The sequence below is a fragment of the Psychrobacter sp. Ps7 genome (assembly GCF_022129225.1).
GTDB lineage: Bacteria > Pseudomonadota > Gammaproteobacteria > Pseudomonadales > Moraxellaceae > Psychrobacter > Psychrobacter immobilis_A.
Window position 1 is genome coordinate 89539 of sequence record NZ_JADQAH010000006.1, and the last position, 24230, is coordinate 113768.

Annotated in this window: 21 protein-coding genes and 1 pseudogene; 9 read left to right on the forward strand and 13 right to left on the reverse strand. The window is 41.9% G+C overall.

What is annotated here, in order from left to right:
* Window positions 1–68: 68 nt before the first annotated feature.
* Complete coding sequence (locus tag I3257_RS03915) at window positions 69–1706, reverse strand: bifunctional GNAT family N-acetyltransferase/carbon-nitrogen hydrolase family protein (protein ID WP_045453728.1); 1638 nt, start codon at window positions 1704–1706, stop codon at window positions 69–71.
* Window positions 1707–2275: 569 nt separating this feature from the next.
* Between I3257_RS03915 and I3257_RS03920 the strand changes: the two genes are divergently transcribed.
* Entirely contained in the window at window positions 2276–2905 is a 630-nt protein-coding gene (locus tag I3257_RS03920) for a BLUF domain-containing protein (protein WP_238048878.1), read from the forward strand.
* Between the two features lie 98 nt (window positions 2906–3003).
* Here the strand turns inward: I3257_RS03920 and I3257_RS03925 are convergent, their stop codons facing one another.
* Entirely contained in the window at window positions 3004–4440 is a 1437-nt protein-coding gene (locus tag I3257_RS03925; RefSeq protein WP_238048879.1) for an FAD-binding oxidoreductase, read from the reverse strand.
* A gap of 336 nt (window positions 4441–4776) precedes the next feature.
* On the opposite strand from I3257_RS03925, the gene serA reads away from it, so the two are divergent.
* The 4 genes and pseudogenes from serA (at window position 4777) to uraH (ending at window position 7757) form a co-directional block, all read left to right on the forward strand.
* On the forward strand, window positions 4777–6003 hold the full coding sequence (gene serA / locus I3257_RS03930; protein ID WP_057758460.1) for a phosphoglycerate dehydrogenase: 1227 nt from the start codon (window positions 4777–4779) through the stop codon (window positions 6001–6003).
* 397 nt (window positions 6004–6400) lie between these two features.
* Window positions 6401–6754, forward strand: coding sequence for an IS630 transposase-related protein (locus tag I3257_RS03935; protein WP_087816314.1), 354 nt, complete (start codon window positions 6401–6403; stop codon window positions 6752–6754).
* Window positions 6720–7166, forward strand: a pseudogene (locus I3257_RS03940) (IS630 family transposase); the annotation flags it as partial. The gene I3257_RS03935 and the pseudogene I3257_RS03940, both read left to right, overlap by 35 nt.
* A 159-nt stretch (window positions 7167–7325) precedes the next feature.
* A complete protein-coding gene (uraH, locus tag I3257_RS03945) occupies window positions 7326–7757 on the forward strand; it encodes a hydroxyisourate hydrolase (protein ID WP_201539760.1) in 432 nt (143 codons plus the stop codon).
* A gap of 108 nt (window positions 7758–7865) precedes the next feature.
* On the opposite strand, the gene I3257_RS03950 is transcribed toward uraH, so the two are convergent.
* The 5 genes from I3257_RS03950 to I3257_RS03970 all read right to left on the reverse strand — a co-directional run bounded on the left by I3257_RS03950 (window position 7866) and on the right by I3257_RS03970 (window position 13008).
* Complete coding sequence (locus I3257_RS03950) at window positions 7866–8951, reverse strand: rhodanese-related sulfurtransferase (RefSeq protein ID WP_238048880.1); 1086 nt, start codon at window positions 8949–8951, stop codon at window positions 7866–7868.
* A 236-nt stretch (window positions 8952–9187) separates the two neighbouring features.
* On the reverse strand, window positions 9188–9688 hold the full coding sequence (locus tag I3257_RS03955) for a DUF2569 domain-containing protein (RefSeq protein ID WP_238048881.1): 501 nt from the start codon (window positions 9686–9688) through the stop codon (window positions 9188–9190).
* 146 nt (window positions 9689–9834) lie between these two features.
* Window positions 9835–10416: a tetratricopeptide repeat protein gene (locus tag I3257_RS03960; RefSeq protein WP_238048882.1), complete on the reverse strand. Its 582-nt coding sequence runs from the start codon at window positions 10414–10416 to the stop codon at window positions 9835–9837.
* 562 nt (window positions 10417–10978) lie between these two features.
* Window positions 10979–11596 (reverse strand): methionine biosynthesis protein MetW, encoded by a 618-nt coding sequence (gene metW, locus I3257_RS03965; RefSeq protein ID WP_045443684.1) that lies wholly within the window; start codon window positions 11594–11596, stop codon window positions 10979–10981.
* On the reverse strand, window positions 11593–13008 hold the full coding sequence (locus tag I3257_RS03970; protein WP_238048890.1) for a homoserine O-acetyltransferase: 1416 nt from the start codon (window positions 13006–13008) through the stop codon (window positions 11593–11595). Before I3257_RS03970 ends, metW begins: the two co-directional genes overlap by 4 nt.
* A gap of 488 nt (window positions 13009–13496) precedes the next feature.
* Between I3257_RS03970 and hemH the strand changes: the two genes are divergently transcribed.
* Together hemH and I3257_RS03980 are read left to right on the forward strand one after the other, a co-directional pair.
* Window positions 13497–14516: a ferrochelatase gene (hemH, locus tag I3257_RS03975; RefSeq protein ID WP_201559989.1), complete on the forward strand. Its 1020-nt coding sequence runs from the start codon at window positions 13497–13499 to the stop codon at window positions 14514–14516.
* A gap of 199 nt (window positions 14517–14715) precedes the next feature.
* Window positions 14716–15531, forward strand: coding sequence for a BPSS1780 family membrane protein (locus I3257_RS03980; RefSeq protein WP_201559988.1), 816 nt, complete (start codon window positions 14716–14718; stop codon window positions 15529–15531).
* Between the two features lie 118 nt (window positions 15532–15649).
* Here I3257_RS03980 and I3257_RS03985 read toward each other — a convergent pair whose 3' ends face one another.
* On the reverse strand, window positions 15650–15982 hold the full coding sequence (locus I3257_RS03985; protein WP_238048883.1) for a hypothetical protein: 333 nt from the start codon (window positions 15980–15982) through the stop codon (window positions 15650–15652).
* Between the two features lie 195 nt (window positions 15983–16177).
* Here I3257_RS03985 and I3257_RS03990 point away from each other — a divergent pair, with 195 nt between their 5' ends.
* Entirely contained in the window at window positions 16178–17479 is a 1302-nt protein-coding gene (locus tag I3257_RS03990; RefSeq protein WP_238048884.1) for a right-handed parallel beta-helix repeat-containing protein, read from the forward strand.
* Window positions 17480–17544: 65 nt separating this feature from the next.
* Here I3257_RS03990 and I3257_RS03995 read toward each other — a convergent pair whose 3' ends face one another.
* From I3257_RS03995 to I3257_RS04005, 3 genes are all read right to left on the reverse strand, one after another.
* Window positions 17545–18330: an SDR family NAD(P)-dependent oxidoreductase gene (locus tag I3257_RS03995; RefSeq protein ID WP_060490453.1), complete on the reverse strand. Its 786-nt coding sequence runs from the start codon at window positions 18328–18330 to the stop codon at window positions 17545–17547.
* A 294-nt stretch (window positions 18331–18624) separates the two neighbouring features.
* Window positions 18625–19173, reverse strand: a complete 549-nt coding sequence (locus I3257_RS04000; protein ID WP_227675941.1) for a hypothetical protein — start codon at window positions 19171–19173, stop codon at window positions 18625–18627.
* A gap of 217 nt (window positions 19174–19390) precedes the next feature.
* Entirely contained in the window at window positions 19391–20539 is a 1149-nt protein-coding gene (locus tag I3257_RS04005; protein WP_238048885.1) for a hypothetical protein, read from the reverse strand.
* A 92-nt stretch (window positions 20540–20631) separates the two neighbouring features.
* On the opposite strand from I3257_RS04005, the gene I3257_RS04010 reads away from it, so the two are divergent.
* Window positions 20632–21408, forward strand: coding sequence for a hypothetical protein (locus I3257_RS04010; RefSeq protein WP_238048886.1), 777 nt, complete (start codon window positions 20632–20634; stop codon window positions 21406–21408).
* 37 nt (window positions 21409–21445) lie between these two features.
* Here I3257_RS04010 and I3257_RS04015 read toward each other — a convergent pair whose 3' ends face one another.
* Both I3257_RS04015 and polA read right to left on the reverse strand, forming a co-directional pair.
* Entirely contained in the window at window positions 21446–22237 is a 792-nt protein-coding gene (locus tag I3257_RS04015; protein ID WP_238048887.1) for a WG repeat-containing protein, read from the reverse strand.
* 122 nt (window positions 22238–22359) lie between these two features.
* Window positions 22360–24230: DNA polymerase I (gene polA / locus I3257_RS04020; protein ID WP_238048888.1), on the reverse strand; the 1871-nt coding region annotated here is incomplete at its 5' end.

A 24230-nucleotide genomic window follows, 5' to 3' on the forward strand; every position in this document is an offset into this window, starting at 1 on the left:
AAATGTCAGCCGTATTATTCATAAACTTTATTAAACCGTGTTCAGTGTTGGTATTTTAAAGTGACTGATTAAGGTTTTTGCGCACGGTTTTGTAATGGATCACCAAGCAAGACACTACCAGAGTTTTCGAGGCGCTCATCATCGCTTAGCTTACTGGCTGATACTTTAGATTTTCTCTTCCATTTTAAACTATACAAGTCATCACGGCGATCAAGCAGATTATGTACCGAGCCTTCGTTACGGACATGAATAAGCTTGTCTAAGTTCACATCTGAGAAGAATACCATCTCAGTGTTGGCGGTGGTTTCTGCCATAATCGCATCATGCGGGAAAGCAAAATCTGATGGCGAGAAGATAGAAGACTGGGCGTATTGAATATCGAGACTTTCAACCTGTGGTAAGTTACCAACCGAACCACAAATCATCACATAGCATTCGTTTTCAATTGCACGTGCTTGGGCGCAGTGGCGCACGCGTAGATAGCCGTTTTGCGTATCAGTCCAAAATGGGACGAACAAGATGTCCATATCATCAAGTGCCATGAGGCGGGCAAGCTCAGGGAATTCAACGTCATAACAGACCAAAATACCAATACGACCGGCATCGGTATCAAACACCTTAACCTCGTCACCGCCTTCGATGACCCAAGCGCTACGCTCATGCGGGGTAATATGGATTTTTCGCTGCTCTTCGACCGTACCATCGCGGCGGCACAAGTAACTGACATTATATAACGTATCGTCCTCGTCCAAGTACGGCATCGAGCCTGTAATGACGTTGACGTTGTAGCTGACCGCTAAATGCGATATCTCATTTTTAAACCATTCTGTATAACCAGCTAAAAATCGAATAGCGACGTTTTGATCCGTCGATTCACACAGACCCATCAACGGTGCGTTAAAGAACTCTGGTAAACAAGCAAAGTCAGAATTGTAATCAGCCATAATATCGACAAAGAACTCGACTTGCTGCAGCAGCTCTTCAGGTGACTCGACTTCACGCATTTGCCACTGGATGCCACCAATACGCACCTCAGACTTACGAGTGTTTGGCTTATAGTCTTGCGGCTCGTAATAAATATTTGCCCACTCAAGTAGAGTAGCAAAACCTTTAGATTGTTTATCATCAGGCAAATAAGCCGTTAAGATACGCTTGACGATAAAGCCATTTGAGAGTTGGAAAGACAATGCAGAATCATGAATTTCACGAGCCGCGACGGCTTCAATATATTCGCCAGGTGTGAGATCTTGATGGTTATGATAGTTCGGGATACGACCACCAGCCAAAATAGCTCGGAAGTTTAACTGGCGACACAGCTCTTTACGGGCATCATACAATCGACGTCCTAGGCGATAACCACGGTATTCAGGGTCGATCAGCGCATCTAAACCGTAAATAGCATCGCCTTCAGGGTTGTCTCTGATAATCTCTTTATGACCAATCAAGTCGTCGTAGGTGTGCGGGTTAGAAAACGTGGCATAATCAACACGCATAGATAACACGATACCAATCAATTGATCATGATCAAATAAAGCGATCTGACCTTCAGGGAAGGCATCGATTAAGGTATTAATAGTGTTCTTTGACCATGCACCGCCTAAGTTGACATAGACACGATCCATTAATGCTTTTAATTGTGGATAGTCTTTTTTCTTGATTTCAGCGATGGTTAGATGAAAGTCGTCTAGTTTTTCTATTTTGCTCATAATGTTCCTGTTTTAGATCTTTATTAATTTTAGTGATATCAAATAGCATGCGTTGCCACAATTCAGTTGGCAATTTTTTGTGTAAAAAAAGTGATAAAAATATTCCAATCATAAAATATTACCGTTACAATCAATTATCATTGTATTTACAATAAGTTATGAAGATGATTTATCTTATGACTTCTGTCAGCTTTGGCATTACTGACGTGTTTTTTCGGACCTCATATCATTTTAAAGTAACTATAAAATTTTTCATAATGTTCACAAACAGTCGTTGGGGTTAATACAAGCCAAGTGTTTGGTACAGCTTCTAACCTGAGGGTGTCAGTACAGATATTTTGTTAGCTTAACATTATTTTTAAATATCATATCTTAGAGCGCCTAGTTTTGATCTATTTGGTTTTGGTCTATTTGTTTTGCTCGTTATCATAACAAGCTACTCAAGTAATGACAGTTTAACGTGGTAACTATTTGCTACGTTTTTGTGAGTCGCTGTCTTTTTTTATTGGGGCGTCGTTGTGTTTGTTTTGTTTAGCCGTATTTAATCGGCTTTTTAGGATTGTTTTATTATGCCCTCAAGTCACAACAATAGAGTCAGTAGCTGGGATGAGATAGAAGACTCAGCGCTGGTTCAATTGGTGTATGTTAGTAGTTTGACGCTTGTTTCACGTTTAAGCGCCTCTATATTTGATGAAGTAGAATGTCATGCGCGTAACTATAATCAACAGCATGGCATTACAGGTACTCTATGTTATGGTAGTGGTCATTTTTTGCAATGCATCGAAGGTGAGAAAGCACACGTATTTTCCTTAAAGCAACGCATATTTGCGGATAAGCGCCATAAGAATACTGAAATATTGCTGTTGCAGACGATAGAACATCGCCGTTTTGCGGATTGGCGTATGCGCTTATTATTTTTAGAGCGTTGGCTATGGTCACCAGCGAGCAAAAAGCAAGCCGCACAGTTATCGCCATATTTGCCATTTGCGCCGCATAATTGGTCGCCTGATCGTACCGAGAATTTTTTACAAATCATCAAAACCTTTGATACGCCGCCACATATCAAAGCGGCTGGTATTACCTATAATGCACTGGGCAATATGTTTCGTCATATCGCCGCCCCGCACCAAGCATTTTTAATCGTTCAAGGTTTTTTAAGTGTGTTATTAGTGGTAGCGCTAGTGTTGTTATTTTTATAAATAATCGCTTTGATAAGCCAAAAAAAGACGCTAAACCATCACGTTTAGCGTCATTTTTTATGCCATTTTAATTATGAGCTTAATCATTGAATAAGCACTTACATATCAAAAATCTTGCCACGGTTCATAATATTATTTGGATCAAAGACTTTTTTCACCTCTCGTAAGTACTCAATCTCAGTCTCACTGCGGCTATAATGTAGATACGGCTTTTTAGTCATACCGACGCCATGTTCAGCCGAAACCGAACCGCCATACTTCTGTACCGTCTCAAAAACGTGTTTGTTGACGATTTGACACTCTGCAAAGAAATCATCTTTACTCATGTTTTCAGGCTTTAGAATATTAAGATGCAAGTTACCATCACCGATATGACCGAACCAGCAAACCTCAAAGTCAGGGTAGTTACTGCTGACGATGTGATCAATCTCGGTGATAAACTCAGGGACATAGCTTATCAGTACAGATACATCGTTTTTATAAGGCGTAAATACTGAGATGGTCTCAGAAATGTATTCGCGCAATTTCCACAGCTCTTCAGCCTGTGCCAAGCTCTGGCTCATGACACCATCGACGACCCAGCCTTGCTCCATACAATGCTCAAATATCGCCATGGCTTTATCCATGATAGGCTCGTATGGTGCTTCAAACTCTAATAGCGTATAGAACTTGGTGCGCGACTCAAATGGCTCTTGTACTTGACCATGTGCCATCAACTTATCAATCGCCACATCATCAAAGAATTCAAACGCGGTCAAGTCAATCTTCGCTTGGAAGGCTGATAGCACATTCATGACATCATTAAAGCTGTCCATGCCCAGTACCATGACATTTAAGTCTTGCGGCTGACGCTCAAGCTTAACTTGTGCATGGGTCACAAGCCCAAGTGTGCCTTCGCTACCGATAAACAATTGACGCAAGTCATAACCAGTGGCGTTTTTGACCATACCGCGGTTGAGCTGCAAGATATCGCCTTTACCAGTGACCACTGTCAGCCCCATAATCCATTGACGAGTCATGCCATAGCGTATGACTTTGATACCGCCTGCATTGGTGCCAATATTGCCACCGATTTGACTTGAGCCAGCTGAGGCAAAGTCAACAGGGTAGTACAAGTCTTTAGACTCTGCGAATGCTTGCAACTGCTGCGTGATGACACCTGCTTCGACTTCAACTATTCGATCGGCAGGATAGAACTGTCCAATCTGGTTCATTTTATCCATACTAACGACTATCTCGCCATTAGCAGCCACGGCACCAGCAGACAGGCCTGTACGACCGCCACTTGGGGTGAGGACGACGTTGTGCTCATTGGCCAGCAGTACGATAGTCTGTACTTGTTCAGTGGTCTTTGGAAAGACGATGGCAGAGGCAGCAGGGGCAAAGTGCTTGGTCCAGTCTTTACCCCAATGCTCTAAACTCTCAGCATCAGTTTTGATTTGGGTCGGGTCGAAACTATGGGTATCAGTGAGCGTGCTCAGGATGGTTTGCACGGCATTGGTTTCGGATGTGGGCTGAGCGGTAGTTGGCGTCATGGTCAAATCTCAATATTGGCGTAAGCACGATGCTGGGACTGTTTATTATATAGCGAAATAACTATAAATTCAGTGATGAGTCAGCTCGTAGAGTTAATAAGTGGGTGATAATTTTTACCTATAAGAAGAGGTAAGTAATAAATAATTGATTCGATCGGTTTCAAACAGAATAATTCACTATAGCATAAAATTTTTTCAGGCTTGATAACCAATAATTCATCTAATCTGCTAACATCGACCTCAAATTTTGTGTAAGATATCGGGACTGTTTTCGTTTCATCCATCATAGATTATCCAACAGGTAATCTTATAAAACAATTATAGGACAGTTCTCATATGGCGTTATCACTACAAAAAGACAAAATCCGGTTTTTATTGCTTGAAGGTCTACATGACAATGCCCTAAAAGTATTGGAAGGAGCTGGTTACCACAACATCGAGAATATCAGTCACGCTTTAGATCAAGACGAGCTGATCGAAAAGATCAAAGATGCGCACTTTATCGGTATTCGTTCGCGCACTCAGTTGACGCGTGAAGTACTTGAGCACGCACACAAGCTTATCGGCATTGGTTGCTTTTGTATTGGTACCAATCAAGTAGATCTAGACGCCGCTCGTGATCTTGGTATCCCTGTCTTTAACGCGCCATTCTCGAACACTCGTTCGGTAGCTGAGCTAGTATTGGCCGAAGCCATCATGCTGTACCGCGGTATTCCTGAAAAGAATGCAACCGTACATCGCGGCGGCTGGGGTAAGTCTGCGACCAACTCACACGAAGTGCGTGGCAAGACTATCGGTATCGTCGGTTATGGCTCTATCGGTTCGCAGCTGTCTGTCTTAGCAGAAAGCTTCGGTATGAAAGTCATCTATCATGATGCTGTGACCAAATTGCCACTAGGCAACGCGGTACAAGTTGGTAGCCTAGAAGAGTTACTATCAACGGCTGATATCGTGACATTGCATGTACCTGATGTGCCAAGCACTCGCTATATGATGAAAGCTGAGCAGTTCGCTCAGATGAAAGAAGGCAGCTACTTTATCAATGCGGCTCGTGGTACGTGCGTCGAGATTGATGATCTAGCAGATGCGCTTGAGTCTGGTAAAATCTTGGGCGCGGCTATCGATGTATTCCCAAAAGAGCCAAAATCAGCTGACGAAGAGTTTGAGTCACCACTACGTAAGTTTGATAATGTGATTTTGACGCCGCATATCGGTGGTTCAACACAAGAAGCACAGGCCAATATCGGACTGGAAGTAGCAGATAAGTTTGTTAGATACTCTGACCAAGGTGATACGGCGACTGCTGTGAACTTCCCAGAAGTTTCTATCCCGTTCAAAGAAAACTCGCATCGTCTACTACACATTCACAAAAACGTGCCAGGCGTACTTTCTCAGATTAACCGCTTATTTGCTGAAGCTGGCATCAACATCCTAGCGCAGAGCCTGATGACAGAAGGTGATGTTGGTTATCTAGTGATGGATGTCGATTATAACGATTCGACCGCTGCACTAGACCAATTAAAAGATGTAGAAGAGACGATTCGCGTGCGTATTTTGTTTTAAATAATATTTGCATGCAAACATAATTTTTAGTATAGCAATAGCAGACCATCAGTAAGATAGTCTGCTATTTTTTTGTCTTAAATCAAGCAATTGCAATGTTCAATCATGGCATTGATGCTTTTTATTTATGAGTAACACAAATTATAGCGAATGTAAGTTTTACATTCACTATACTCATTTTTATATAAGTTAATATTATCTTAATTATACGGTCTTATTAACAATCTAAACTACACCAGTACATTAAGCCTATAATGATAAATATATTTTTAATGAACAACATGATTGATTATGTTTTCGAGGTAAATCACGGTTATTTTCTGCGGACAGGCATATAGTTAGTCTTTTATAAATAAGATACAATACTTTTAAAATAAGCGACACGGCAGAAGAATACATGACCTATTCAGCAGACTTTCGAGCGCAAGTGATCAAAAGTGTCCAAAACAAAGACATGAGTATTCGTCAAGCTTGTATTTTCTATAATGTTAGCAAAACAGCACTACAGCGTTGGTTAAAAAACCCAAGTATTAAGAAAACTCGGGATAAGCCACCCAGTAAAATACCGAATGAGGCTCTTCTCAAAGACGTCGCTCAACATCCAGATGATTATATGTACGAGCGAGCACAGCGTCTAGGCTGCAGTAAATCGGGTATTGAGATTGCCTTGAAGCGCCTTGGTATCAGTCAAAAAAAAGACCTTAGAACATCCAAAAGTGTGTCCAATAAAAAGAGCGATATATCAGAGTAAGCTTGATAGCTTTAAGCAGCAAGGCTATCCCATTGTGTATATGGACGAAAGTGGCTTTGAGGCCGAAACTATTCGCCCTTATGGCTATGCACCAATTGGCAAACCTTGTATTGATCGCTACAACTGGCAAGCAAAAAAGCGTACTAACGTCATCGGTGCTCTGTATGAAAAAATGCTGTTTGCGCTTGATTACTTTGAGAAAAATATTAATAGCAGCATATTCTACCAATGGTGCAAACAAACACTAATCCCAAGCCTTAAGACTAAATGCGTTATAGTTATGGATAATGCTAGATTTCATAAAAGCAAACGTATTCAAAAGCTACTAAACAGGCACGGGCATCGTATTCTTTGGCTGCCGCCGTACAGCCCTGATCTAAACCCTATCGAGAAAAAGTGGGCACAGGCTAAGTTTCTACGCCAAGGGTGGATGGAGAATAATTTACCAAAACTGTTTCAGGATATGGGCTGTATCTCTTTTATTATAGACTGACTATACTTAAAAATGGTAAATAGCTTGCTGAAGAAGATGATTCATTTAACACATACAATTGACTGAATAGGATGATTCATGAAAAACAACTTACTCAAGGCAGCTGCATTTGGTAGCGTATTAGCCATGACTGCAACGGCTAGCCATGCTGCTGGTGATCAAGATAAATATCAATTATCTAGTCATATCTTAGATATTAGTACGGGCAAACCAGCACCAAACGTCAATGTAAAACTGATGATGCAAGAGAAAACTGGTAGCTGGAAATTGCTTAATGCGCAAAAGACTGATAATAATGGTCGTATCGGCAACTTCTTACCGAATCAAGACGGTGTTGAGCATGACGGTACTTATAAGTTGATTTTCGAGACGACTCCTTATTTCCGAAATCAAGGTCTAGAGTCTTTCTATCCATATGTTGAAGTCAATTTTAATATCGAAGGCGATAACCATTACCATGTGCCAATTACTTTGTCTCCATACGGCTATAGCACTTACCGCGGTAGCTAAGCCACATTACGTACTCAATAAGTCATAAGTTAGTACTAATAAAGCAAAAAGGACGCCCCAATCAAATATTTGATTGGGGCGTCCTTTTTGCTTTTATCCATCTTAAACTTATTCAGCGTTAGCTTTATTGGCTTCCTCTGCTTGACGACGTGCTTCAATTTTAGCGGCTTTGCGTTTCTCAATCACATCAATCACATCACTACCAATATGCGCTTCGCCACGTTTCTTCGCCAGCTGCATTTGATGCTCGCGCTCACGAAAGCGTGCTTTTTGCTCGTCGGTCGCTTTATCAATGCAGTGTGGGCAAGACTCGCCTTTGATATAAGCAAGGCTTTGCATGTCATCGACAGTAATGGGCATACGGCAGGCGAAGCATTGCTCATAGTTGCCTTTTTCTAAGTTATGATTGACCGACACGCGGTTATCAAAAACGAAGCAATCGCCTTGCCACATAGAGTCGCTGGCTGGAATTTCTTCTAGATATTTTAAGATACCACCTTCTAAATGATACACCTCTTCAAAGCCTTGCTCACGCATATAAGCAGTAGATTTCTCACAGCGTATACCACCGGTACAGAACATCGCGACTTTTTTATGTTTGGCTGGATCCATCTCTTTTGCGACGTACTCTGGGAACTCGCGGAACGTTTCAGTATTTGGATTGACGGCATTTTGGAACGTACCGATTTTAACTTCATAATCATTACGCGTATCAATCAAGATGACATCAGGGTCTGAGATTAACGCATTCCATTCGCTTGGTTTTACATAGCGTCCAACTGATTGCAATGGGTCGATATTTTCAACGCCCATGGTAACGATTTCTTTTTTGAGCTTCACTTTGGTACGATAAAAAGGCTGAGCATCGGTATAAGATTCTTTAAAGGTAAAGCTGCCAATCGCTTCGATACTGCGCAGATACTCAAGGACGTTATCAATACCTTGGCGTGTGCCAGAAATCGTACCATTAATGCCTTCATTGGCAATCAATAACGTGCCTTTGACATCATTATCGAGCATATTATTTAAAATTGGCTCGCGGTATTGCTCAAAGTCAGCAAAACGCGTGAACTTATATAGAGCGGCAACGACGATGTTATTGGTGACGCTATCGTAGGCTGGGGCTGATTTGTTGTCGGTGACAGTGCTGTTTTGGATATTGCTAGCTGTATTATGGTCTTGAATGGTACTCATATTTTTCTCCTGCTGGCTAGGTCGCAAACCTAGTGCGTTGGGTTAGGTATGTAGATTAAATATAACACTAGCATGATTGTGGGATTAGCTAATGCGGAGGTAGTGTAGCAAATTTTGCAGAGTTTTTGAACATAACTCATACCCATAATGTTCGCAATATGAAGATATAGTGTACGAAAAACCTCTCATGGATTGAAATCTCTACAGTTAAAACAAAAAATAGGTAATTGTAGTCATCACAGTTCTTTCACAAAAGTAGCTTGTACTCGCTTCGAAATAAGAATGTAGGGTATCCATATAAGACAAGCGACAAGCGTTCGAACCAGCTCTTTAGTCGTATCAGGATCGAAAATAGGATCATTAGGGAAAATAATTTTAACCGCCATCGCATCGATAATGATGAATACGAGAGTAAACAGTAGAATGCCGATATAGAACTTTGGAAAGACAGCCTTCTTCAAGAAGAATAAGAATCCAACAAATATCCATGTGAGCACTAATGCACCATTAATAGTCATTTCTGCTAATATGATTGGCGCCCACATAGGATGATACGCTTCGGTTCCTGATGAGGTCAATATCTCCCAAGAACCATCTTTGAATATTTCAGAATAAAGTGGAAAAATAAGAAAGATGATTCGTAAAGGTGAAGCTACTATCCCAAGAGCGACCAACCACAGCCAACCGCCTATCCCTTCTAACGGTTCTTCGCCTATCTCTTTTAAGTGTTCTGCCACCAAATTCTCCTTTAGTCATTGATTTAAAATTAAGCTGTAACTAGTAAACGTTGTCTCATGATAAGTCAACCTAAGCTGATATTATAGATAATAAAAAACCCAGCAGTTACGCTGGGTCTTTATTGTCTCAAATTTTATTAACTGGTTTACTTACTCTGGAACCAAGTATCCGCTTTGCTGCGGGCGCTAGCGATATCTGAGCTTGATAAGTTCAATGCCAACTGACCGATTTTACCGCGTGCTTTATTACGTACTTTTTCATCAAGCATACCATCACGGGCGGCCAAATCGTACCATTTATAAGCATCGACGAGATTTTTTTGCTTTTCATCGAGCAATGCAAGGGTATAACTGGCACGGTTATCGCCACGCATAGCGGCTTTTTCTAACCAGCCGCGTGCTTGCTGTAGATTAGGTTGTACGCCTTCACCGCGTAGATACATTATGGCAAGATTCAACTGGGCAGGGGCAACGCCTTGCTGAGCCGCTTTGGTATACCACTGAATAGCTTGTTGGGTATTCTTTGCAATGCCTTCGCCTTTCTGTAAGCGCTTGGCTAAATAAAACTGAGCGTGATCGTTACCTTGGGCAGCGCGGTTAGACAGCTCACTAACTGGCATTAGCTCAAAACGTGACGTATCAAGTGGCACGTTTGATATTAATTCAGCGTTTGCTAGACCTGCACAAGAAAATAAGGCAGTAAACAACGCAGCTTTTAATAATTTCATAGCAGCTCCAAAATTAGGCAGTTAATAAGCAAAAAAAGTTGCACCGCTAAAAGGGTCTAGACGGCGATAACAATTAGGTGAAATCTTGCGATACCAACTTACCTAATCATTAGCAATATAATTAATCGATGTGGTGTGGCAAATTCCTTTAATCGAACCGATAAACGGTCAGAATCAGGGTGCGATTGACACTATTTTGCTAGCTTAACACCCAAACTTACGAAACTCAAATACTAATTACATGATTTAATGCGTATTCATACCTCATTGTCCTCAATAAAATCATAGAGTTACTTAAGCGTAAGAATAAATTCACCAGTCATTAAGGTTGAAATTTGTATTTATGAGCCGTGCTACCGCTTTGAACCAATGCCTAAGGCATGTCCTCAATTCAATCGATTATCCTCTAAATGGGCAAAAAATGGTTAAATTTTGCCAAATATCGTCAAATAGCTTAGCAATATCTCGATATTATTTGCGCTACTTTCCTTATTTGACAGCAATTTATCTCATTTTTATCACCATTTTTAAAATGAAGACACGCCTCAAGTAGATAAATCTATTATTCAGGTTTTTGTTTGGTGACACGATAGATAGCGACGTCTGCCAATAGGTTGGGTGCTTGGCGTATCAATGCTTTCATAAGTGGCGTATGACCTTTTTCAGAATCGCTGACGGCAAAGCGGTTGACGATATGAATATCATGCTGGGCACAAAGCTGCTCAAAATCCTTAAACGTACACAGATGAATGTTTGGGGTGTTATACCACTCATAAGGCAATGCCTCTGAGACAGGCATCATCCCTTTAAGCCCTAAATGAATGCGGTTTTGCCAATGGGCAAAATTGGGGAAGGTGATAACGGCTTCGCGGGCAACACGTAGCATGTCAAGTAAGAGCACATCAGGCGATTTGACCGCTTGCAGCGCTCGTGCCATGACGACGGTGTCAAAACTGTTATCAGCGAAACGTGCTAGACCATCATTCAAGTCTTGCTCGATGATAGATAAGCCTTTGGCGATACCATCGTTGATTTTTTCTTCGTCAATCTCAAGTCCGTAGCCAGTGACGCCGCGATTTTGTTGTAAATGCGCGAGTAGCTCACCATTGCCGCAGCCCAAGTCCAGTACATGTGAGTGCGGCGCAATCCAGCGCTCAGCCAGTTGATGATCCATTCTCATGAGCGTGCTCCTGATTTTTGCTGGCTGCTTTGATTTGTGCTTTTTGCTGGCTGTTTTGATTTGATGTCGGTGATAAATGGCGCAGTCAAAAATCCTCGGACGGCACCCATATAACGGGGAATATCAAATAAGAAAGAATCATGACCATGCGGCGCATCAACATTGATGTAGCTAACTGGTTTGCCAGTAGCCATCAGCGCATCGACAATCTCTTGTGAGCGCTCTGGCGCAAAGCGCCAATCCGTAGTAAATGAGACCACTAGGTATTGGCATTGCGTATGGGCAAAGGCGGCTTTGAGCGCAGACAGCTCTTGCTGACGATTCTGTTCACTCTCATCTATCGTTGCCACTGTACCTTCTAAGGCAGGTTGCGTGCTTTGTTTACTAGATTCCACTGATGTGGCGATTGAGTCCTCAAGTTGTGCTGCTGATTCTGTCGAATCTGTTGCCATGGCTGATGGATAATCACGTGTTGGATCAAAATAATCTAAAGCTTTGGTCATGAGCAAATAAGTATTGGCATCGAAATTTTCGCTAAAGCGCTCGCCTTGATAGCGTAGATAGCTTTCCACTTGGAACTCAACATCGTAGCCATACATAAATTTGCCAGATTTTAAATCACGACCAAACTTTGCCTTCATCGCGTCATCGGTCAAGTAGGTAATATGACCAACCATGCGCGCCAATATCAGACCGCGACGAGGGTAAGTGCCTGCTTGCAAATAGCGACCATCTTTAAAGTCAGGGTCAGACAATATAGACTGACGAGCAACCTCATTAAAGGCAATGTTTTGTGCTGAGAGCTTTGGCGTGCTGGCAATGACCACGCAGCGTTTTAATCGATTTGGATAATCAACTGACCATTGCAGCGCCTGCATACCACCCATTGAGCCACCAACAATGGCATGCCAAACGTCAATACCGAGGCGATCTGAGAGCATCGCTTGGGTTTTTACCCAGTCCTTAATAGTGACGAGCGGAAAGTCAGGACCATAAACTTGCGGTTCACTGGCTGGATTGTTTTTGTTTAAACTGTCTTTGTTTACATTATTCTGGTCTGAATCGATACTGTCAGGATTAATGGTCGTTGGACCGGTAGAGCCGAAACAGCTGCCGATGTTGTTGACACATACGACATAAAAACGATTGGTATCGATGGCTTTATTAGGGCCAATCATATTGTCCCACCAGCCAGCCTTTTTATCATCAGCACTATGAAAACCTGCCGCGTGATGACTGCCGGATAGGGCGTGGCAAATGAGTACCGCGTTTGATTTATCACTATTTAGCGTGCCATAAGTTTCGATGATTAAATCAAACGATGGCAAAGTACGATTACATTCTAACGTCAACGGCTCAGCGAAATGAAAAATCTGAGGCGTGATAATGCCGACTGAACCTACTGAGTCCATGGGATTAACTAAGCTCGCCGAATGAAGCGTATCTGTTGGGGACTGGTCACTGGTATTATTAGGGCGTGCGTTCAAAGCTACCTCGCAAGACAACAATCATCAATAAAATAAAAAGGGCAAACTGTCGATAGGCAGTGTTGCCAATACTGCTTTGCCGACATTGTTTTCTAAATGTTTTTCTTACAATGTGCTTGCCTATTGTATGGTGATGCGCGTAGGAGTACAACCGTCGAGCGAGTCTTTTGAGCATAGTCTTTTAAGCATAGTTTTTAGGGACGATGGGTGGTAGGTAGAGAAGGGTTAGGGTGAATCAATGATTGATGACTATCAATAAATAGCAACTAAGTATCAAATTGTATAAGGGTGCTTTTACCATGCGTTATTAATGGATAAAATGCTACACTAATAAAGCATTTAATCAATCATGACTTAATAATCTTTTATCGCATATTCTTCTTTAATTAACCTAATAATAAAATAGTGCTGCTATGAAACCTGAACTGCCTCCCCGTATTGCCGTCCTATTAGTGAACCTAGGTACGCCAGATGAGCCAACAGCGCCTGCCGTACGTCGTTACTTAAAACAGTTTTTGTCTGACCCCCGTGTCATCGAGATTCCTAAATTCTTGTGGGCGATTATTCTCAATTTATTTGTATTGCCAAGCCGCCCTAAACGTGTGGCAAAAGCCTATGCCAGTATTTGGGAAGGCGACTCACCGATTCGTAAGATACTAAAGAGCCAAGTGGAGCTATTGGAACCACGGCTTGCAAATAGTGCCGCACCATTTCGGGTTTCTGTCCATCCGGCGATGAGCTATGGCAATCCTGGTTTGCCAGATGTGATGGATACCTTGCGCGGTGAAGGCGTTGATCACTTTGTTATCTTGCCATTATTTCCACAGTATTCCGCTTCCTCTGGTGGTGCTGTTTACGATGCACTGACGAAGTGGACGCTCAAGCAGCGTAATTTGCCGAACTATACTATTGTCAAAGATTACTTTGCGCATCCGCTGTACATCAAAGCATTGGCTGATTCAATTCGCCGCTTTCAAGCAGAGCATGGCAAGCCTGACAAGCTGATGTTTAGCTTCCACGGTATCCCGCAGCCTTATGCTGATAAAGGCGATCCGTATCCTAAGCGTTGTAAATGTACTGCCGCACAAGTAGCTCACGCGCTTGGTCTAAAGGATGACGAATGGATTATCAGTTTTCAATCACGCTTTGGTAAGCAAGAATGGGTCAAGCCCTACACCGACGTGGTATTAGAAGAGTGGGGCAAGTCAGGTGTGCGCTCGGTACAAGTCATTAGTCCGGCTTTTTCTGCTGACTGTCTGGAAACGCTAGAAGAGCTGGCCATAGAAAATCGTGAAAACTTTCTTCACGCGGGCGGACAAGAATATCACTATATTCCTGCATTGAACTTGGATGAGGCGCACATTGATTTGCTCGAAGCGCTCAGTGCGCCATTGGTTAAAGGCTGGGCGGGAACGCTAGATGGTTGGGCTTGATTGACTATATTTGTAAATCATAAAAAATACCGGACATGATGTTCGGTATTTTTTTGACTAAATGATTTTAATGAATTTTATTAAAATAGAATAAAGTTGGGATTTTTGGTGACTGATATGTAAGACTATGCCAAATAAACTTTTGTTTTATTGTCATTGTTAATTTTACGTTTGCTTAACTTTATTTTTGAGGATAAACATGTCCAACCCTAATAGTCCATACGCCAATGTGTCATTACAAAAATCAGATGGTCAGCCACCGAACTTACCGCCCACTGACGAGTATGGCGGCCTATTACCGCAGTTATTGGTAGAACCTCGAATGTGCCAAGCAGGATGGGGTATAAGTTGGATTACCAAAGCATTTGCAATATTTAAAGATCAATTTTTATTATGGTTAGCTATTGGTGTTGTTTATTTAATCATTGCTATGATTGGTAGTAGCGTACCCGTGATAAATTTCATTTTCCCCTTTCTTTCCTTTGTTTTTGTTGGTGGAATAATAAAAGGTTGTGCCGATCAAGCTGTAGGCAACGAGCTGAGATTTGACCATCTTTTTTCAGCCTTTTATACGCATCTCAAGCCATTAGTTATTTTATTCGTCTTGTATTTAGTGGCTGTTATTGTTGCAATGATACCTATGCTGATTATATTCGGTGGTATGGCTTTGTCTTTAGCTCAGGAGTCAAGTGACGTTGCGATTGCAGGTATGGTATTGAGTGTTTTATTGGTTTTTGTACTATTATTTCCTGTACTTATGGCTATCTGGTTTGCACCTGCTTTAATTGTGCTTCACAACATTGAGCCTGTTCAGGCAATGAAAATGAGTTTTAAAGGGTGTTTAAAAAATATCTTACCATTTTTCGTTTTTTGGTTGATTGCTCCTATAATAATGATATTGATGGTAGTTTTTACACTAGGGCTAGGTATATTAGCACTGCTTCCAATAGGTATGATTACCTACTACACCAGTTACCGAGATGTTTGGACAGATCAGCCATTGTCAGCGCTATAGTTGGTTGCTCAACAGACCCTGATATCAGAAGTACGGTAAGCACAATAAAAAAGCACGCTCGATATAACGGGCGTGCTTTTTTGTTATGAGAGAGCTTTTTTATCATGAAAGAGCTTGGTTAAAAGTCGTCGTCACTGCTACGTTCCGCCGCGTCTCTATCAGCGATATCGATAATATCTGGATAATCGCTGTCATCCAAATTATCGTCCACTAATACTTCATCGATTCGCGATTCGTCTATATTTTGATGATGGATAGGGGTTAGCCCTTGAATTGCATCACTTCCAGCTTGCGAGTTGTCGAATCCTGCGCTATTGTCAATGACATCATCATTATCAATGGTATGCAACATAGGGTCAGCCAAATCAATTTCTTGGCTGTTATTATTGACGTCCGTATCACCTTCAATGTGATCCATTGCTTCTGGTAATGGGCTTTTTGAATGGTCCATCATGGTTTCCTTATTATTGATAGTTATTATTAATGGATGTGGCTGATTTTATTTATTAAGATTCATTTATTAAAAGCATTGTTTATTAAAAACATTGTGACGTGTTATGACGCTTGCTAATAGTAGTAAGGTGTCACAGGATGTTCAAAAAATGTAAGACAAGTACAAGATAGACATAAAAATAGGAAATATACGATGGTATCAAGTAGTAGGTTGTTCGTCACAATATCCTTAATCAGTGCCACAATAGGTTTGACTGCTTGTGAAGGTGTACCTTTTTCTGGTAGCAGCGCCCATAGCAGCTTGGATAATGCTGATTTAAAACAGCCGTTAATTATCGATGCCAAACTGCCAAAAGACACGACAGCCATAGACTGCGCACAATTAACGCCGAAGCAAATAGTTAAGGTAAAAGGTCACAGCGTACTCAGTGCAAGCTGTGATTTAACAGCCAAGTCGATACGCTTTGAGTTGAATGATTCGCACAGCTCTCTCGACTGTCAGGGCGCACTACTCAGTACTCGCGCTGATGATGCGTCAACGGCCAGCGCAATTATGATTAAGCCCAAAACAGATAGCGCTATCGAAGATATTACCGTTGCCAATTGTCATGTGGATGGCTATGGTCATGCGCTACATATTCGCCAATATAGCCAGCCCAACCAGCGTTATGCGCGCGGCTTGATAGACCCTGCTGCCAATCGCGCGCTTGCACCAAGCGATATTCGTGTGATTAATGTGAGTAGTCAAAACAGTATCAATAGTGGCATGTTCGTCGGTGATCATGTGCATGGCGTGAGCTTTGATAAAGTACGTATTCAAAATGCAGGCACCGTTGGATTATATCTGGAATTTGGTAGCCGCGATAACGTGATTAAAAATTCGGTGTTTGTCGGTAATGGTTTCCGTACCTTTAAGCCCAATCGTGAGGCGATAGCAGTTGATTCGTCGAGTAATAACCGTATCGAAAACAATCAATTTATCCATAATGGGGCAGGCAGTATATTGCTGTATCGCAATTGCTTTGAGCATGCCGATGACAGTACGCGGGGCAATCATTTTAAGCGTACCGAGTCGAGCCGTGACAATGTGATTCGTGGCAATACTTTTAACGACGAGCCAGTCGGGGTTTGGGTAGCGTCAAGACAGTCACGCAATCTCAAAGGTTTTGAATGCGGCGCTTATTTGCTTAAGCAAACGCCATTTGCCAGCTATCATTTAGACAGTGCTAAGGACAATCAGATCATCGATAATCGATTTGAGCAAGTCGAGCAGGGCATCATCGTAGAGGATGACGGCACGCTAATAGCTGGCAATAAGTTTGCAGCGAATGTGCGTTTGCCCATTTATGTCGGTTCTGAAATTCGGGAAGACAGCGCAGCAGGGGCGATAAAAGGGACGGTTATTAAAAATAATGTTTTTATTGATAAGAGCGCTGAGCAAGCCATAAAAATTCGTGAGGCAAGCAAAACGGCCACTCATATTGAGCAGCCGTAAATGTGGCTTTATATTAAATAAGCGTTACCGGTTAATAACAGTATAACGAATAGGTGATGTTGTTATTACGCACCAACCTTGGTATTGACCCAGCGGATTACAGAATCTGGCGTGACTTGCGAGACTGCTTGAAAGAGTTTTGCTGGCATGCCCACAGAGTAATGCGTACTTTTGAGTTTACGATTGGGACTGGTCGTCAATTTACACAATGTTTTGGCGACATCGTTGACCGTTAGATGGATGCCCAAGCGATCCATACTGGTCACTTCGATATCGGCAGTCATGTCAGATTTGACCCACAGCGGCATCACATCGATCACCTTGATACCCAATTTTTCGTACTCAATATTAAGGCCTTCTGTGAGACCTCGCACAAAAAACTTACTGGCCGCATAAGTCGCAACTTCGGGTTGACCATAGATAGCAGAAGCAGAGGACACATTGATAATTTTGCCGTCTTTGCTATCAGCCAGATAAGGTGCCAGTTTATGACAGCCAATCAAAACACCTTTACAGTTGACGTCAATTAAAGCCAGCTGCTCATCCAAGTTGGTCGTTGGTAATGCGCCACTGACTAGCACCCCAGCATTATTAATGAGTGCATCAATACCACCGAAATGTTCAATCATTTGATTGATCGCATTGTCCCACGAGTCAGGCTGGGTGACATCCAGCTGACCTGTGATAACACGCTGTTGTTTGACGGCTTTCTTAAAAGATTTGTCTTTAATGGCGCTTTCAAGTGTGGCAGTATTGGTCGCAAATAACCCAATATTGTGGCCTTTTTCCGCCAGCTTTTTGGCGGTGGCCAAGCCGATACCACGTGATGCGCCTGTAATCAATATATTCATAATAAGTGACTTAATCGTTATTAATCATGAGTAAATCGAGGTCGTATATTAGGATGCTTATCCCTCGGACTTATTATTATAGTCATTCCACTATAATAATATTACTGCGTTAGCCTCGCTTGAGGTATTAAATATACATCTACACTCGGTTGCCTTGTACTATTTTTAAATTGAACCGACTGTAGTATAACAAATTCGTCTAAATGTATTTTGCTAGAGAGTATAACTATTGATTTAGAGCGCATGGTAATTAATATAACGAGTATTTATCACTGTTAGCAGAGACACTCTGCGTTAGTGTGAAGCCGTTTGACAATGCAGCTCGCTCGTCTCTTCTACTTGACAGTCGTACTCGTTTAAGTTTAAGCGCCACAAATAAATCAAGGCAATGCCATAAATAGCAGTCTCTGACAGCTCTTCTGTAATGACGCCCAAAGCTTCGGGAATCATAATGGCGTTTTCGCCCATATATTCTAATAATGCCAAGGCGGCGACGCTAAAATACAAAGAAACGGGTACTTTTTTTAATATTGCCCAAAGATAACGCCATGAATAAGCCAATAAACCAACGATCAGCACATAAACGATGGTCAGAACGAGGTCTTCCCACCAGTCATAAGAATGGCTGAACAACACAAAGTCAGTGGGAACCAATAAGTCTGGTAGATAATTTAACTCACGGCGTATCACAGCAAAGAATACCAGCACCGCTGCCAACCAAAAAGCTCGAATCTGTTTAAAAGTATTTGGGGCAGAGCTCTGTCGTAAATACTGCACGCAACGTAGCAGACAGGCGAATAAAATAATAATGCCAGGGATTTCGATGATACCATCTGAACTCAAAATAAAAACCTCCTGATTTTTTAAAATAAAAAAAGTGAGCACAAAGGCTCACTTTAGACCGCTATTATAACGCCAATGTCAGCGCTATAACGTTATTTAATATAACTAATGAGTCATATGTCATTGTTAATACAAGCAAACAAATGCTCTTTTTTGTGCACATTGCTATCGGCTATTTATACCTATGATGATACAACCAATTCAATAGATGGCAGGGTTAAAATAACGCTTCCATCCGCAATAATGCTGATGGGTAATGGTCCTTATTTGCTGTTTTATCATTATAATAATTTAGCTCTGTTTGTACATAAAGCCACTCTCGCCAGACAGGCTGGCGGTAGCTTATAGCAGGGCCATAGCTGTTTAATGTTGATTTATCATCGTCAAAGTAACCGCCCGTAGAGATACCATAAGCCAGCTGTTTTTCGTTGCCAAAATAGTGTACTTGTCTGAGTTCGTTACTCCAGTCTGTGCGTTCTTCATCGTCTTGATTGCGATAACGAATGGCGGTGCGGTTATTGATGAACCGGTCAGCATTTGTACCATATTGCAGATTTAGTCCGCCTTTTGCATAGTGCTCACTATCGAGTCCATAACGATAGTAACTATCACTAGTGACAGTCCATTTTTTGCTTTCATACCAGTCTTTATCGACGCTCACTTTTAAGTATAGGTCATCGAGCGAGCGAACCCCGACATCGACATCTGTCTTCACCCCTAACTGCTGCTCAACCTCATGACTAAAACGTGACCAACGAAGGGCGATAGAACCATTGTCTTCTCGCGTTTTTCTCCTGTTGACGAGTCCGTCTTGGTTATTGGTACTTGCTTGGTAAGTATCGCCCGTCACATTCTGTTTTAAGAAAGTATCTTCATCCAAATCCTCATCACCGATAATCAGACTTAATCTTTTTTCTAACACTGGCAATCGTAAGCGGCCGCGAATTCTAGGTTCAACGCTCACGTCACTGCCTGATTGTGGATCGTTGACCCAGCGGGTATCTAGTACAACTCGTAAACTGGCTTTGGCGGGTTTTTTGGGATCCGGTTCGCCGAACCAACCGTCCATTTTGTGTGCCCATTCATGCAGCTGTTCTTGGACATCTTCACGGCGTTCGTCCGTCCAGTTTTGTGCTCCTTGTACTGATGGAGCAGACTGCTCGGTAGATTGAGGTAGATAGCCAAATTGATTGAGGTTTTCATCTCGATTAGAGTTAGCGTCATGAGATAACGAAGCTGTGTCAGATTTTAGCGGTTCGACTTTCGGCTCTGTGGTGGGCGTAGTATCCGCCCATGCTTGTGTGCATAAACTTAAGCTGGCAAGTGTGTAAAGGGTAATGGTGTTGAGATTTGCTGGTTTAATCATGGAGAGCTTCAATTACTTTGGGTAGCTAAAAAGGACAAACAAAAGTATTATGCCATAGGTCGTTAAGCACATACATATAGAGGCGCTATTATATGAAAGTTTTAATCATTGTAAGCTTGTTTCTGATGGTCTTGCCTTCAGCACATGCTGAAATATCTCTTGATGTCAGACAAGCTGTCGAAAAAATTATGAGTGTTTATTACAGTTCAAGCTATGATAAGTTGCGTGGTTGTACCTTATATGACGACGGCTCAGAAATCTATTGCCTTGCTCCTAAGCATTATGAATTTAAAAACATCGAGGGAGTAGATACTTTATATGTATTGGTTTCTGGTGATACGGTGGAAGATGGTGCACGAGTGACACCAGGACTTGGCGGATTATTCATACTTTATAAATTAGGCAATTCTTGGGTCGTCTCTGCAAGCAGTCCTTATATAAAAAATGGCGGAGCGGGTAGAAGTCAGCTCAAAGATTTTGATTTAAGAGAAGTGGGTGCTGATAGGTACGGTTGGGTAGGTAAGTTTTGTGGCTCCGGTGCAGGCGGTCAAACCAATTGTTCTTGGAGTATGTACGCTGCTATGACAAGTGGTAAAGTCGAAGAAGTGGCAAGATTGGATTTAGATTATTCGTATGAGCTTATGAGTAAACCGTCATATGGTGAGGCTGAAAGTGATGTTAGTATCAATACAGGTGGGGTTATGACTCAAGGCTTTTATCCCTTAAAAGTCACTGTCGATTACGAACACGGTCTTTATGATAACAACTACGAGCCAATACCCTCTAGTCTGGATAAAGGTACAGATAGCTTTATTGTAGAGTTCAACGAGCAGACACAGACGTTTAACTTGCCAGATGATAAAAGTTAAGATGAAAAATTCTTATTATCTTTAGCGGTTACTGTATTTATCTTTGTCTATCGAGTATCACTTCAGGCATCGTGTCAAGATAGCTGCTAACAGCTAAGCGATCACCATTTGAATCAAAATAATAAAAACTATTGCCTTTTAAAAACTTAAAAGTATCTATGTAATAATTATCAATAAAAATAGGTATGTCATACTCCGTAGGGACGATTATTTTATTATCTTTATTTATCATGCCATAACCATTCTCTTTTGCCACGACTGCCAAGCCATTATGAAATGAATCAGCATTCAGATAGTTTAAGGGTACAACAGTCTTTCCACTGCTATTAATATAACCCCACAGTTCATCCTTTCTTACAGGTGCTAGTCCTTCTGAGAAATACCTGATTTCTTCAAACTGATATGGAATAGTAAGTTCGCCAGTATCATTAATAACACCCCATTTACCCTCGTACTCAACAGCCGCCTTACCTTCAGAAAAAGGTCTGACATCATCATATATTATCGGAATAATGACTTGGTTTTTTTTGTTGATGTATCCATGATGTTCATTTTTTTTAACGATGGCGAGTCCTTCAGAAAACTCAGCAGTAAAGTTATAACTGAATGGAACGATGATATTGGCTTGTTTATCAATAAAACCATATTTCCCATCTTTCTGAGCACTTGCTAAACCTTCATTGAAGTCACATAGCTCACCCCAACTTACTCCCTTCGACAACTTATATCCTGGCAATAATCCGCATGCTATTACGTAATTGCTTAAAGACAAGCTAAAAGCTAGGATGAGTGTGGTCAATAATTGTTTGATAACGGAATCCTTAGTCATCAACGTCAGCTCCTACGAATTAGATACTATCGATTGGGTATGATATGGGCAATCTAAAGAACAGCCCATATCCTATAAAATAAAAACGTTAGGTCTTGAGCTGTTTTATTCTACAAAAACGCTTAATGCGCCTCATCCCAATTCTCGCCAGCACCCGTCTCAACCAATAAAGGCACGGCAAAATTCACGTTCCAGCCCTTTTCGACAGCCGTTGTTTTTAATACATCTTGCATCGCCTCGGTAATTAGTTGACTAATTTCATCGACCTTATCAGCATCAACTTCAAATACCAATTCATCATGGACTTGTAGCAGCATTTTGGCGTGCGCTTTTGGCAGTACTTTATCGACGGCAATCATGGCAAGCTTAATCAGATCAGCGGCTGAGCCTTGCAGTGGCGCATTAATCGCAGCACGTTCAGCGCCTTGTTTGACCATGCGGTTGCTATGAGTGATATCAGGCGTGTAAAGCTTACGACCCAATATCGTCTCGACATAGCCTTGCTCATGAGCACTGGCGCGAGTATTGATCATATAGTTTTTGACACCCGGATAGCGATCAAAATACATATCGATATAATCTTGTGCCTCATTGCGACTCATTTGTAGTTGCTTGGCAAGTCCAAAGGCGCTCATGCCATATAGCAGACCAAAGTTAATGGCTTTGGCATTACGGCGCTCGGTCGAGGTTACGTCGGCAACATCCTTGCCAAGTACTTCAGCAGCAGTCGCAGCGTGAATATCTAACCCTTCATTAAAGGCGTCAGTTAAGTTTTTATCGCCTGAGAAATATGCCATGAGACGCAATTCAATTTGTGAATAATCCGCCGCTAAAATAACGCGACCTTCTGGGGCGATAAAGGCTTGGCGAATCAAGCGACCAGTCGCAGTACGAATCGGAATATTTTGTAAATTGGGATCAGTCGAAGACAAACGCCCAGTACTGGTCAGTGCTTGATGATAGCTGGTATGTACGCGATCAGTTTCGCTATCTGCGACATTATCGAGTGCATCAGTATAAGTGCTTTTGAGCTTAGACAGCCCGCGATACTCTAAGGTGATATCGACCAATGGATGATCGATTTTTGACAGTACGGCTTCACCAGTAGAGTATTGACCCGATTTGGTTTTTTTGCCACCCGGAACGCCGAGTTTTTCAAATAGCATCTCACCGAGCTGCTTAGGTGAGCCGAGGTTAAACTCTTCTCCTGCCACTTCATAAGCGCGTTTTTCTAGCGCGATAATTTCTTCATCGAAGCGCTTTGATAACTCGTTTAAAAATGGGCGTTTGATTAAAATGCCGTTTGCTTCCATTTGACAGAGGATTTCGGCGGTTGGGATTTCTAGCTCATTGAGCAATTTGGTATTATTGTCATCATTGGCTAGCTCAACGCTGAACACCTCAAATAGCTGATAAGTAATGTCAGCATCTTCACAAGCATAGTCGCTAGCGATATCGATGGCGACTTGATCAAAGGTGACTTGCTTAGCGCCTTTACCAGCGACATCTTCATAGCTGATGGTTTGGGTTTGTAGATAATGGCGTGCCAAATCATCCATGCCATGACGAGTGATAGCGGCATTAATCACGTAGCTGGCAAGCATGGTATCCATCGCCCAATTATTGGGACGAGCATGAATATTACCCAATAAATCGATATCATAATGGCTGAGAATATGGGCGTCGTACTTTAAATGCTGACCGATTTTACCGATATTTGGGTTTTCTAAAATAGGTTTTAAACGTGTTAAAACGCTATCACGGTCGAGCTGTTTAGTCGTCAGCTCGTCACCCTCTAGCGCATGTGTCAGTGGTATGTAATAGGCTTCATGCGCTTGTACCGCAAAAGACAAACCGACGATTTGTGCTTGACGCCAATGGACGCTAGTGGTTTCGGTATCAATGACAAAGTGCGGCGTAGACTCTAATAATTCGACTAGACTCTCAAAAGCTGGTTCGTCGAGCACAGTATGCCACGCTCTATCATGCTGTT